15 protein-coding genes are annotated in these 12,383 nt (G+C 41.6%); 10 read left to right on the forward strand and 5 right to left on the reverse strand.

Going from position 1 to position 12,383, the window contains the following annotated elements; translation table 11 throughout:
- Positions 1-2: 2 nt before the first annotated feature.
- The gene (locus tag AAFF35_RS29610; RefSeq protein ID WP_342330049.1) at positions 3-386 is read left to right on the forward strand and encodes a phage holin family protein; all 384 of its coding nucleotides are present in this window, start codon (positions 3-5) and stop codon (positions 384-386) included.
- Positions 370-813: a hypothetical protein gene (locus AAFF35_RS29615; RefSeq protein ID WP_074611351.1), complete on the forward strand. Its 444-nt coding sequence runs from the start codon at positions 370-372 to the stop codon at positions 811-813. The genes AAFF35_RS29610 and AAFF35_RS29615 overlap by 17 nt, the downstream gene beginning before the upstream one ends.
- A 67-nt stretch (positions 814-880) precedes the next feature.
- Here AAFF35_RS29615 and aspS read toward each other — a convergent pair whose 3' ends face one another.
- On the reverse strand, positions 881-2,626 hold the full coding sequence (gene aspS / locus AAFF35_RS29620; protein WP_342330050.1) for an aspartate--tRNA ligase: 1,746 nt from the start codon (positions 2,624-2,626) through the stop codon (positions 881-883).
- Positions 2,627-2,745: 119 nt separating this feature from the next.
- On the opposite strand from aspS, the gene AAFF35_RS29625 reads away from it, so the two are divergent.
- The 5 genes from AAFF35_RS29625 to AAFF35_RS29645 all read left to right on the forward strand — a co-directional run bounded on the left by AAFF35_RS29625 (position 2,746) and on the right by AAFF35_RS29645 (position 7,115).
- A complete protein-coding gene (locus AAFF35_RS29625; protein WP_342330051.1) occupies positions 2,746-3,318 on the forward strand; it encodes a sigma-70 family RNA polymerase sigma factor in 573 nt (190 codons plus the stop codon).
- Positions 3,319-3,320: 2 nt separating this feature from the next.
- Positions 3,321-3,854 (forward strand): hypothetical protein, encoded by a 534-nt coding sequence (locus AAFF35_RS29630; RefSeq protein WP_342330053.1) that lies wholly within the window; start codon positions 3,321-3,323, stop codon positions 3,852-3,854.
- A complete protein-coding gene (locus tag AAFF35_RS29635) occupies positions 3,851-5,170 on the forward strand; it encodes a hypothetical protein (protein WP_342330054.1) in 1,320 nt (439 codons plus the stop codon). The genes AAFF35_RS29630 and AAFF35_RS29635 overlap by 4 nt, the downstream gene beginning before the upstream one ends.
- Positions 5,171-5,270: 100 nt before the next feature.
- On the forward strand, positions 5,271-6,050 hold the full coding sequence (locus AAFF35_RS29640) for a TerC family protein (protein ID WP_342330055.1): 780 nt from the start codon (positions 5,271-5,273) through the stop codon (positions 6,048-6,050).
- Positions 6,051-6,059: 9 nt separating this feature from the next.
- Positions 6,060-7,115 (forward strand): nucleoid-associated protein, encoded by a 1,056-nt coding sequence (locus tag AAFF35_RS29645; protein WP_342330056.1) that lies wholly within the window; start codon positions 6,060-6,062, stop codon positions 7,113-7,115.
- 4 nt (positions 7,116-7,119) lie between these two features.
- Here AAFF35_RS29645 and AAFF35_RS29650 read toward each other — a convergent pair whose 3' ends face one another.
- Positions 7,120-8,019, reverse strand: a complete 900-nt coding sequence (locus tag AAFF35_RS29650) for a bestrophin family ion channel (protein WP_342330057.1) — start codon at positions 8,017-8,019, stop codon at positions 7,120-7,122.
- A 274-nt stretch (positions 8,020-8,293) separates the two neighbouring features.
- Here AAFF35_RS29650 and AAFF35_RS29655 point away from each other — a divergent pair, with 274 nt between their 5' ends.
- Positions 8,294-9,823: an MFS transporter gene (locus AAFF35_RS29655; RefSeq protein WP_342330058.1), complete on the forward strand. Its 1,530-nt coding sequence runs from the start codon at positions 8,294-8,296 to the stop codon at positions 9,821-9,823.
- A 14-nt stretch (positions 9,824-9,837) separates the two neighbouring features.
- The gene (locus tag AAFF35_RS29660; protein ID WP_342330059.1) at positions 9,838-10,095 is read left to right on the forward strand and encodes a DUF6814 family protein; all 258 of its coding nucleotides are present in this window, start codon (positions 9,838-9,840) and stop codon (positions 10,093-10,095) included.
- Here AAFF35_RS29660 and AAFF35_RS29665 read toward each other — a convergent pair.
- Both AAFF35_RS29665 and AAFF35_RS29670 read right to left on the reverse strand, forming a co-directional pair.
- Positions 10,092-11,276, reverse strand: coding sequence for a class I SAM-dependent rRNA methyltransferase (locus AAFF35_RS29665; protein ID WP_342330061.1), 1,185 nt, complete (start codon positions 11,274-11,276; stop codon positions 10,092-10,094). The two genes, AAFF35_RS29660 and AAFF35_RS29665, sit on opposite strands and share 4 nt — an antisense overlap.
- A 30-nt stretch (positions 11,277-11,306) precedes the next feature.
- On the reverse strand, positions 11,307-11,942 hold the full coding sequence (locus tag AAFF35_RS29670; RefSeq protein WP_342330063.1) for a LysE family translocator: 636 nt from the start codon (positions 11,940-11,942) through the stop codon (positions 11,307-11,309).
- Between the two features lie 26 nt (positions 11,943-11,968).
- On the opposite strand from AAFF35_RS29670, the gene AAFF35_RS29675 reads away from it, so the two are divergent.
- Positions 11,969-12,112, forward strand: coding sequence for a hypothetical protein (locus AAFF35_RS29675; RefSeq protein ID WP_342330065.1), 144 nt, complete (start codon positions 11,969-11,971; stop codon positions 12,110-12,112).
- 125 nt (positions 12,113-12,237) lie between these two features.
- On the opposite strand, the gene AAFF35_RS29680 is transcribed toward AAFF35_RS29675, so the two are convergent.
- Positions 12,238-12,363: a hypothetical protein gene (locus tag AAFF35_RS29680; RefSeq protein WP_342330067.1), complete on the reverse strand. Its 126-nt coding sequence runs from the start codon at positions 12,361-12,363 to the stop codon at positions 12,238-12,240.
- Positions 12,364-12,383: the final 20 nt, after the last annotated feature.

Here is a 12,383-nt window from a genome sequence, read left to right on the forward strand (position 1 = left end):
TAATGCAGGAAAATAAAGAAAAAGATCTGGAGGACCTGGTAGAGGACGCAAAAGGTTATGTCAATACCCGGCTGGAATACACCCGGCTATACCTGGTAGAGCGAGGTTCTAAGATGTTTGCAGATATGGTGACAAATGTTACCGTTGCCATTTGTTTTCTACTGGCCTTCTTGTTTGGAACTTTTACTTTAGCGCTGTTTTTATCAGATGTTCTGGGTACCTATACGAGAGGCTTTGGCTGTGTCGCATTGATCTATATCCTATTGGCTGTGATCGTTTATTTTACGAAAGAAAAATATATTGAAAAAGCCATAATTAACTTTACAATCAAACGCTATTTTAATAAATTAGCAGATAAGGAAGAGGAAGATGAGCAGAAAGTATAACATCAACAATCTGGAAGACCTTCACCAGCAGGTGCGTTTGCTTAAAGCAGAATATCGCTTTAAAGGAGACGCGTTGGTTGGCGATTCTAAAAAATACCTTCACCAGTTTACCATAGGTGGATTTATTAAAAAATATGCGACCCCTTCTGCCTTTCTTAAAATAGATGATAAGTTTAACATCAGCAGTAAAGTCATGTCACTGATTCTTCCTTTGGTGATGAACAGCACCTTTTTTAAGGGCTCAGGCCTCGTAACTAAGGCGCTGGTAGGTTTAGCCTCAGGTAAGGTTGGAAAGTCGCTGGATGCAGAGCATTTATCGGCGATATTCAATTCTGTAAAATCCTGGTTCAGCAAGACAAAGAAAAATAAAGAAACAGATCCGGCATACGTGGATTACGGCATTCCGCCGGATAGCGAGACCTATTAATAAAAAAAGGAAGCCCTAAAGCTTCCTTTTTTTATGGATGAACATTTAATCATATTTCAACGGGATTTTAAACCGTTGATTTTATTTTTAGTTCGTTTAACTGTTTGTCGTCAATAGTAGAAGGGCTATCAATCATCACATCTCTTCCTGAATTGTTTTTAGGGAAGGCGATTACATCACGGATGCTATCTAATCCTGCGAAAATAGAGCATAACCTGTCAAATCCGAAGGCAATTCCACCATGTGGAGGCGCACCAAACTCAAAGGCATCCATGAGGAAGCCAAATTGTTTTTGTGCTTCTTCAGGAGAGAACCCTAAATGTTTAAACATCAATGCCTGTAGAGCCCTGTCATGGATCCGGATCGAACCACCACCGATTTCCGTACCGTTTACCACCATATCATAGGCATTTGCCCTTACTTCGCCCGGTTTGGTATCCAATAAGGCGATATCTTCTGGTTTTGGAGAGGTAAAAGGATGGTGCATCGCATGGTAACGTTCCGATTCTTCATCCCATTCCAATAGCGGGAAGTCAAGTACCCAAAGGGCACTGTATTTATTTTTATCACGTAAACCTAAGCGTGTACCCATTTCCAGGCGCAGTTCACTTAGCTGTTTGCGTACTTTATCTTGTACTCCAGCCATGATCAATACTAAATCTCCCGGTTGGGTATTCAGCGCTACAGACCATTTTTGTAATTCTTCTTCATTATAGAACTTATCTACAGATGATTTCAATGAGCCATCTTCGTTATGTCTCATATAGATCAGTCCGGTTGCGCCGATTTGCGGGCGTTTGATAAAGTCTGTCAGTTCGTCCAACTGCTTACGCGTATAAGAGGCACAGCCTGTAGCATTGATCCCGATCACCAGCTCCGCATTGTCAAATACAGGGAAGTCTTTTCCTTTAACCAATGCGGTCAGCTCTACAAAGCGCATGTCAAAACGGGTATCCGGTTTATCGGAACCATAAAGGCGCATGGCATCAGAATACTGCATTCTTGGTACTTCAGGAAGGTCAAAACCTTTGATGTCTTTGAATAACGTACGGATCAGTCCCTCAAATGTATTTAAGATATCTTCCTGTTCGATGAAAGACATTTCACAGTCAATCTGCGTGAATTCCGGTTGTCTGTCTGCACGTAAATCCTCATCTCTGAAACATTTTACAATCTGAAAATAACGGTCAAAGCCAGATACCATCAACAATTGTTTAAAGGTTTGCGGAGATTGAGGAAGGGCATAAAACTGTCCTTCATTCATTCTGCTTGGCACCACGAAATCCCTTGCACCTTCTGGTGTAGATTTGATCAGTACCGGGGTTTCTACTTCAATAAAGTCCAGGTTATCTAAATAACGACGAACTGCCTGAGCCATTTTATGACGTAAAACCATGTTGTTACGAACCGGGTTTCTACGTAAATCCAGGTAACGGTATTTCATTCGCAAATCATCACCACCATCTGTTTCATCATCAATCATGAATGGAGGTAATTTCGCTGCGTTTAGTATTTCCAATGCAGTGATTTTGATCTCTACTTCGCCTGTAGGTATTTTCAGGTTTTTGTTAGAGCGTTCTACGACTAGTCCGCTGGCTTTAATTACAAATTCCCTGCCCAGGCTACGTGCTGCCTCGCATAATTCCCGGTTGTCGTCCATATTGAAAACCAATTGGGTGATTCCGTATCTGTCGCGGATGTCAATAAAAGTCATTCCTCCTAAATCCCTGGATTTTTGTACCCAGCCGCACAAGATTACATTTTCGCCTAAATTCTCAATAGTTAGAGCTCCGCAAGTAGTTGTTCTTAACATTATTAAAAGTATTAAGTAGCAAAAATATTGATTTTGAACGGGATATTTCAACCTACAATGAATTTAGCTTGGTATATTGAAAATATTTTTGTTCCTGATGCAACGTTTCAAAAAATCAATTGTCATTTATAGCGAACTGGAAAACATTGGAAACTGTATACGTCGATAAACACATCACACTCGTAAACGAGTGCCGGCAGGGAAGCCGGAAAGCACAATTTGAAATTTACAAATTGTATGCTAAGGCTATGTATAACGTGGCACTGAGGATTGTCAACTTTGACGATGAGGCGGAAGATGTTTTACAGGAAGCATTTCTGGACGCATTTACGCGGATAGAAAGCTTTAGAGGAGATACCACCTTTGGCCTTTGGTTAAAGCAGATCGTGATCAATAAATCCATCAATTACCTCCGCAAACGAAAAGTGGAGTTTGTAAGTATCGAAGAAGTCGATGTGGTGCAGGAAACAGAAAATGACGAAGAGGACCTGCAATGGAGAGTGGAAGAGCTCAGAGAAGCCATCACACAGCTTCCCGATCGGTATAGAGTGGTATTGACACTGTATCTTTTTGAGGGTTATGATCATGAAGAGATTTCTCATATTTTGAAAATCTCAGAAAGTACTTCCCGCACCCAGTATATGCGTGCAAAAATGAAATTAAATAGCTTATTAGTAAAGAGAGGAGTATAAAGATGAACAATAAGGGTATTGAAGAGTACATTAAAGAACACAAGAAGGAGTTTGATTTTAAAACGCCATCAGATCAGTTATGGGGTAGGATCGATGCCGCATTAGACAAAGAGAAAATAAAAAAAAAATCGGTAATGCCATTGTGGTTAGGTATAGCTGCGTCCTTGATCCTGATCATGGGAGTTACTTTTATCTATACCTATCGTAGCCAGAATAACAAAGAGCTGGAAATTGCAGACATCAACCCGGTGTACGGAAAGAAAGAGCTAAAATTTGCCAGCCTGATCGAAGAGAAAAAAGACAGCTTGCAGGCGTATGCGAAAAAGAACCCGGCTTTGTATGCTAATTTTAGCGCAGACCTGAACAAGCTGGACAGCGATTATGAGCAGCTGAAAAAAGAGCTGCAAAACAGTCCAAATCAGAAAGTGGTGGTGAAGGCCATGGTGAAAAATCTCGAACTTCAGTTGCAGGTGATCAACCAACAGCTGTCTATCATCAACGAAGTGAATCAAATCAATAAGGAAAATCAGATATGAAAAAGTTAATTTGGGGGCTGGCGAGCCTGGTATTGGCTACAAATTTCGCTCAGGCACAATCTAACGTATTGGAAGGAAGCAAGGGGCCTAAACTTGCAGTATTGACTCCTTTAAGGGGAGAAGTACAAAGTGCACCAGTATCGCCTGAACCCCTTCCAATTCCTGAGGATGAAGTTCAGGAAGGCATTCAGGACGATCAAAACGATCCCGCAAGGACAAAGACTTTCTCTAAATCCTTCGCTATGGATGGCAGCGATAAACTGAACCTGAGCAACAAATATGGAGATGTGCTGATCAAAATATGGGATAAGCGGGAAGTGCGGGTTGATGTCGAGATTAAAGCTTATAGCAGTCAGAGTGGGGAGGCACAGCGTTTATTGGACGAAACAACAATAGAAGCCGGAAAAACCGGCGACCTGATTTCCTTTAAAACCAATATGGGAAACCGTGATGGCAATTATGGCAGCCGTGTCCGCAATGGAAAAATCGTCTGGAAAAGAGAAGTGAAGGTGAATTATGTGGTTTACATGCCCGCATCGAACGCTTTATCCATGAGTACCCAATATGGAAACATGACGATGGGCAATTTCTCAGGACCACTATACGCAAAAGTGCAATACGGGAACTTTACTGCCGGAAACCTGAATAGCAATAACAACTACATTTCTGTCCAGTACGGTAAAGCGGATGTGGAAGAAATCAATGTCGCCACCATTAAGCAACAATATGGCTCAGGACTAAACCTGGGTACAGTAGGGACCCTGGACCTGAATGCGCAATACGTTGCGGTAGATGTTAAAAAGATCAAAGGAAATGCGGTCATTAAACAGCAATATGGGCGTGGATTAAATGTTGGCTCCGTTGATAACCTGGATTTGGATGCACAATATGTCAATGTGACGGTTGGTACAGTGAATGGAAATGCGACCGTTAAGCAACAATATAACAACATTTCTATCGCTTCAGTGAATAAGCTCAATATCAAAGGCGAGTATGCCAATGTAAAAGTAGGTAGCCTGAAGGGCGATGGAACTTTCAAAGTGGGCTATAACAAATTGATTATAGACAATGTGCTGACGGGATGTAAGAACCTGAACATTAATGCAGATTATGCTACGGTTTCTTTAGGCTTTGGCAGCGGTTACCATGCAGATTTTGACGTAAAGACGAATTACGGTGGATTTAGACCTGGCCCGGCATCTTCCAGAACCATCAGTGATGAGGACAACAGCAAACAATACAGTGGCAAAATTGGAAATGGAGGCGCGTCTAAGATTACGATTAAAGCGGACTACGGATCGGTCTCCTTTAACTAAAAAGACTATTTTATTCTGATAAAATACCATTAGGAAAAAGCTTGTTGATAAATTCAGCAAGCTTTTTTTATATCTTAGCGACTTGATTTATTTTTAGAAAATGGAACTTTTAAGTAGCCCTGAAGCTTGGATATCACTCTTTACCTTAACCGTATTAGAGATCGTTTTAGGAATTGATAACATCGTTTTCATATCGATTCTTGCAGGAAAACTTCCCCTGGAACAACAGGCTAAAGCCCGGAAGGTAGGGTTAGGTCTGGCCATGATTACCAGGGTCTTGTTGCTGTTATCGCTTACCTGGGTGATGAAACTGACCGCTCCCTTATTTAATGTGGGGGATTGGATCGGGATCAGCAATGCGGAATGGCTGGACAAACTGGCGATCTCCGGAAGAGACCTGATCCTTATCATCGGTGGTTTATTCCTGATCTATAAAAGTACACACGAAATTCATCAGAAACTGGAAGGCGATGAAGAGGCTGGTATAAAAGGGAAAGTTCATTCTTTCATCGGAATTATCATCCAGATTCTGATTCTTGATATCGTATTCTCTCTCGACTCTGTAATTACTGCTGTCGGAATGGCCGATCATATCGAGATTATGATTGCTGCCGTAGTGATCGCTGTCGGAATTATGCTGGTATCGGCATCTGCAATCAGCGATTTCGTAAACAAGCACCCAACAGTTAAAATGTTGGCTTTATCTTTCTTATTATTAATTGGAGTTTCCCTGTTGGCCGAAGGTTTAGATCAGCACATTCCTAAAGGCTATATCTATTTTGCAATGGCATTCTCAGTATTGGTAGAAATGCTGAACCTGAAAATGAAAAAAGGCAAAAAACATGTTGAACTTAGAAATACCCCGCACGAAAACAAGTAAAAATACCGTATGATTTCTTTTTTTGAGGCCTCTTTGGCCGAACTATCTATACACCGTATTGGGAACAAATCTCAGGATGAGTTCTATGTATTGTCTGAAAAATCTATTCCGATAAAAGACAATATGCTGAGTAATTTATTACAACAGTATTTTTTAGGCCCCTATGCCAAAGTGAATGAAGTGTACCGCTTTTTTCATCCCAACAACGACCTGAACCTGAATGAAGTTTATCATTTTGCAGCCAGGATTTTTGAGGATGGCATGACCTTTCATGAAAACAGTATAGAGATGGCCAAATACCTGTATGATGTTTCCGGACACCCAAAAATCAAACCCGGAGAATTATATCTTGCTTATTTTGAAAATGTGCAGATTGAAGGAGAACTTCATGACGCGATTGGGATCTTTAAATCGGAAACCAAAGAATCCTTCCTGAAGGTATATCCTGAAGAGGGTGGTTTTGGCCTTGGTTATGAAGAGGATGCCATCAACATCAATAAACTGGACAAAGGGTGTTTGATCTTTAATACGGATAAGGAAGAAGGTTTCCGCGTAGCGGTTATTGACCAGACGAACAGAAGCGCAGAAGCCGTATATTGGAAGGATGAATTTTTGAAGTTAAAAATCAGAAATGACAACTTTAACCAGACCAGCAGTGTGCTTGGCGTATATAAGAACTTTGTGACTGAAAAGCTGGATCAGGAATTTGACATCTCTAAAGCGGATAAGATTGACCTGTTGAACAAGTCCATGAAGTACTTCAAAGAGAAGGAAAGCTTTGATCTGGAGGAATTTTCAAATGAGGTGATCGGCAATGCCGAAGGAATTGAGTCTTTCAAAAGCTATAAAAAGAATTTTGAAGAAGAGTTTGACACCCCGATTGCGGATACCTTTGACATTTCCGGCGCTGCGGTAAAAAAGCAGGCCAGGGTATATAAAAGTGTTTTAAAACTCGATAAAAACTTCCATATCTATATTCATGGCGATAAGGAATTAATCGAAAAAGGATTCGATGACGATAAGTCGATGAATTATTATAAAGTCTATTTCAGAGAAGAAGAGTAGTCCTTTACAGGACATACTCATCATTAATAGGTTTTACAGGTTCGGGAATGTCGGTTTCTCCGAGCATTTCCAACAAGTTGATCTCTATTGTTCTGGTGATCTGATTTAATGGAATGGAGGCAGAATTGTTCTCAAAAGGATTAATCAGTCCCATTCCGTTAATTTGTGTCGAGACAAATACAAATCCAAGCAACCAGCCGATAAAAATAGACCAATATTCTACGTAGGAACTGATCACCAGTGTGATGGACACGACAAACAACCAGATAAAGACCTTGGTAAGATAGGTGTAGGTGGTTGGGAATATGGTGTTTTTGATGCGTTCTGACATGCCCATCTGATTGGAAAAATTAACCAGTAACTCATTCAGTTCCATAAAACGGAAGCCATCGATATAGCCCTTTTTGGATAACATTTGCAAATCGCGCGATTGGATATTCAGAATCGCATTGTGCATATTGCTGTGTTGCTGAATTTCCTTAAGCTCCTCCGGGGTCAGGTATTTGCTATAAATGTTGTCGTCGTAATTGCGGAGCGAACCCTTCAGCGTATACAAAAATGCGATATGCCTGCAGATCATTTTTTTGATCATGGGCTTAGAATCTTCGTGTTCATCTACATAATTGATCAGACTTCTGGCCCAGGAACGCGAATCATTAACGAGCATTCCCCATATTTTGCGTGCTTCCCACCACCTGTCGTAAGCCTGGTTGTTGTTAAAACCGATAAAAAATGCAATTGCAGTGCCCAGAACACTTGGAATGATTGCCGGAATGTCCAGGTTATGGGTAATTAAAAATTCTCTGGCAAAATAGGTAATGCTGCAGGAAACGATCATAATTAAATCCACCTGCCAGGTATTGATCAGGATTCTGCTGAGCTTGATGTGTTGTGCAATGAGCATAGGTAGTGAGGTTGATGTTTTGATTTCAATTTACAAACAAAACTGACCAATTGTTTGAATCGCTAAAAAATATCTTTTTCTCTTTTTTTGATTTCATTCCTCTTTGTGGGCATGATTTTTCAGGGCTGAAAGACCTCTTTTTATAGAGAATGCTTTTAAATCTCCTGTTTTCTTCTGAAAGATTGCAGGTAATCTGGTTTTTTTGATAAAGTCCTGAGGGATAATTGGGAATAAATAGTAGATTTATTTCTGAAGCCAAATATTCCCTTAACGTATGAGCCAGGAACTACAAAAAAACAGTATTTTCAAAGTCATTGGTGCCTCTTCTCTGGGGACACTGATTGAATGGTATGATTTCTATATTTTTGGCAGTCTGGCCACAATTATCGGGGCACAGCTCTTTCCGGCAGATGCCGGAGCATCTGCACTCATCAACACCCTGGCGATTTTTGCCGCAGGATTTATTGTCAGGCCTTTTGGAGCATTGGTCTTTGGCCGCCTGGGCGATTTAATAGGGCGTAAATACACGTTCTTACTGACGTTGGTCTTAATGGGTGGTTCTACCTTTTTAATTGGCCTCATCCCTTCTTATTCCAGTATCGGTTATGCAGCGCCCATCCTGGTGTTGATCTTGCGTCTGGTGCAGGGATTAGCCCTTGGAGGGGAGTATGGCGGAGCGGCAACTTATGTAGCAGAGCATGCACCTGCAAATAAAAGAGGATTTTTTACCAGTTGGATTCAGACGACAGCAACAGGGGGATTGTTTCTCTCTTTAGGGATTATCGTATTGACTAAAAACCTGATCGGAGCATCTGGCTTCGCAGATTGGGGATGGAGAATCCCTTTCCTGCTTTCCATCTTGCTGGTGGGTGTTTCTATTTATATCCGTCTGAAAATGCACGAGTCTCCAATGTTTACCAAATTGAAAACAGAAGGAAAGGTCTCTAAAAATCCTTTAAAGGAAAGCTTCAACAACAAAGCGAATTTTAAAATGGTGTTGCTCGCACTTTTTGGTGCAACGATGGGACAGGGGGTGATCTGGTATACCGGTCAGTTTTATGCGCAATCTTTTATAGAAAACACCTGTAAAGTTGATTTTAATGATTCCAGGTACATTCTGCTCTGGGGGATTGCTTTTGCTACCCCATTTTTTGTCGTCTTTGGTTCCTGGAGCGATAAAGTGGGGCGAAAATGGATCATGCTTACCGGAATGTTGCTGGGGATTGTTTTCTACCGGCCGATCTATCAGATCTTTCTTGACGATACAGACTTTACGAAGGTTACGCAGCAGGATATTCAGTCTGTTTCTGACCCTGTGGTTACCCGGACCCTGCTGGAGGGGACTGCCGATAGTTTAATCTCTACCAGTGCGAGGGTGACGCTGTTATCGGGTGCTTCTTATCAAAAGATCCAATCCCATATTGAATTTAAAGAAAAGGGAAAACCTGCCGCTGTTCAGCCGGATCAACTTAAAGATAAGCAATTATCCACGACGGTATTCTGGAAATTTGTAGCCCTGGTTTTCTTCCAGATTTTATTGGTGACGATGGTCTATGGACCCATCGCTGCATTTTTGGTCGAGCTATTCCCTACAAAAATCCGCTATACTTCCATGTCCTTGCCTTATCATGTCGGAAATGGGGTTTTTGGAGGGCTCGTTCCTTTCATTGCCACATTGATCGCCAGTTATTCCGGATCGACACCTTTATCCGGATTATGGTATCCTATTGGAATTGCCAGCCTGAGCTTTATCATTGGGGCAATTTACCTTTCTAATAAAAAACCAGTCGAAACAGAAGCCTAAATAAAGAAAAAACTATGAACGGATTGAAAAAAGGATTAGGACTACTTTGGATGATACTCGGACCGGCATCGATTATCTTTATGTTTTTACAGGCTTACGAGAAAGTGGGTCTGGCTGCCGAAGGGGTGCAAAAGACAAATACCGCCCTGCAATGGGGGATCATTTTATTTATTTTTATCCCAATCAGCGCAGGCCTGGTAATTTTCGGCTATTATGCGCTGAAAGGGGAATATGATCAGTTGCCTTCCGGTTCTGAAGAACCTGAGGGCTAAAGGACTCTTAACAATAAACCTTTAAGGTATTCTCCCTCAGGGAAAGAAACCCTTACCGGATGGTCTTCAGGCTGATGGAATTGTTTGATGATCTGCACTTCTTTGCCGGCATCCAAAGCTGCCCAGGCAATAATTTGCTTGAACGTTTCCATATCTACGGCACCGGAGCAGGAATAAGTAGCCAATATGCCACCTTTTTCCAGTAAAAGCATGCCAAGCCTGTTCAGGTCTTTATAAGCTCTTGCAGCCCTGTCTAAAGCTGAACGGGATGGTGCATATTTAGGGGGGTCTAAGACCACGATATCAAATTTCTTTCCTTCTTCTTTAAACACACGCAATTGTTTGTTTACGTCAGACTGGATGCTGAGTTGCTGAGCAGCGTCAAAACCGTTCAGTTCCAGGTTATGTGCTAAAGTTTCTATGGCAAGCGCAGAGCTGTCTACACTGGTTACGTGTGCTGCACCATGTTTCAGGCTATTTAAAGTAAATCCGCCACTGTAGCAGAAACAATCCAGTACGGTTTTATCTTTAGAATAAGCGGCAAGAATCTCGCGGTTATCCCGTTGATCACAGTAAAACCCGGATTTCTGTCCGTCAGCGATGTTGATGTGGTAAGCAATTCCATTTTCCCTTACTTCGATAAATTCCGGAGGTGTCTCTCCCCAAAGTAAGCCTTGTGTTGCTTCCAGGTTCTCATGCTTGCGTGCACCTGCGTCACTTTTATCGAAGATTCCTCTAGGATTTAATTCTTCTTTTAAAAGCGCGATGATTTCTTCTTTTACATTTTCCATTCCGGCACTTAATATTTGCAGGGAAAGAAAGTCGGCATATTGATCTACAATCAGACCGGGAAGAAAATCTGCCTCACTAAAAACCAGTCGGCAGGTATTGGTGTCGGCATTGAGGAGGTGCTTTCTCGAAGCAATGGCATTGCGGAGTTTTTCCTGATACCATTCCTTATCGATAGTTTTGCTCTCCTCCCATTCCATTAACCTCAATGCAACCCTTGATTGATCGTTGTAATACGCGTAGGCAAGAAATTCAGCACTTGCTGAACAAACCTTAACGATTTCACCATTTAATGGCTTACCCTTAATTTTATCAATTGCTCCCGAAAAGATCCAGGGATGGTGTAGCATTGCAGCCTTTTCTTTTCCTTTTTTAAGTATTACATCAATCATGCTGCAAAGTTAGAAAAAACAATGTTCTTTTTACTTTTCCTTGCTGACTGCCATCTTTAAGGCCAGCATCAGCAGCACACTGGCCATAAACCATTTCTGGATTTTTACCCAGGTCGGATTTTTGGCGAAAAATAAGGAAACCTGAGCCGCGGTCAGTACAATCAGAAAATTGACCGTAAAGCTGATGCTTACCTGTGTAATCCCCAATTGCAAGCTTTGAAGAAATATAGACCCGTATTCCGGTTTGATAAAATAGGGAAAGAAAGATAAATAGAATACCGCTACCTTAGGATTCAGTACAGTGGTGAGTACGCCAATCTTGAACAATTTCGCAGGTTTATCATTGCTGAGGTCTGTTCTGGTTTCAAACAGGCCCTTGCCATTGGGTTTAATTGCCTGGTAAGCGAGATATAATAGGTAGAATACACCCAGGGTTTTAATCGTCGAGTAGACAAAAGGAACAGCGAAAAGAACAGCAGTAAGCCCAAAAGAAACGAGAATGATGTGAAAAAGAAAGCCACACATAATCCCTGCCAGAGAGATTAATCCTGATTTCCGGCCTTGTGTGATGGAACGGGAGATCAAATAAATCATGTTTGGACCTGGACTGATCACCAGCACCAGCGCCGCCAGGGCAAAGTAAGAGATTTCTTTAAGAGGGATCATTTCATCGCTGTTTTAATGGTTGTGGAATGAGTAACCTGTACGTTGTACAGGAGAAAGCGGCAATCATCAAAAATAGAGAAAATCAGGAGATTCCCAATTTCCGAGGAGGACTTAAATCAGAATTTTTCAGAGATATTTTTACCCTTGGGGAGGTTCGGTTTTCAGAATAGAACGGATTACCGGACTAAATAGAGAGCGGTTTGGAATGAGCAATGATGAAGGCAAAATAGCCCCCGGATCAAACCCGGATAAAGTACGGTATTTGTCCCTGTTCTATCCGTGTTCTATCCCTGTTCTATCCGGGGTTGATCCGAAGCAGTTTCTGCTTTTTTCCGGTACTGGCCATATCCCATTTCCGATCCCGGGTCAGGTATACATTTGGCCTGGCCGGATTTCTGAAGACTATGTTTTTCCTACTCATTTCTTCGCTTAAAAAAAGCC

This window comes from Pedobacter sp. FW305-3-2-15-E-R2A2 (assembly GCF_038446955.1).
In the GTDB taxonomy this organism is placed as follows: domain Bacteria; phylum Bacteroidota; class Bacteroidia; order Sphingobacteriales; family Sphingobacteriaceae; genus Pedobacter.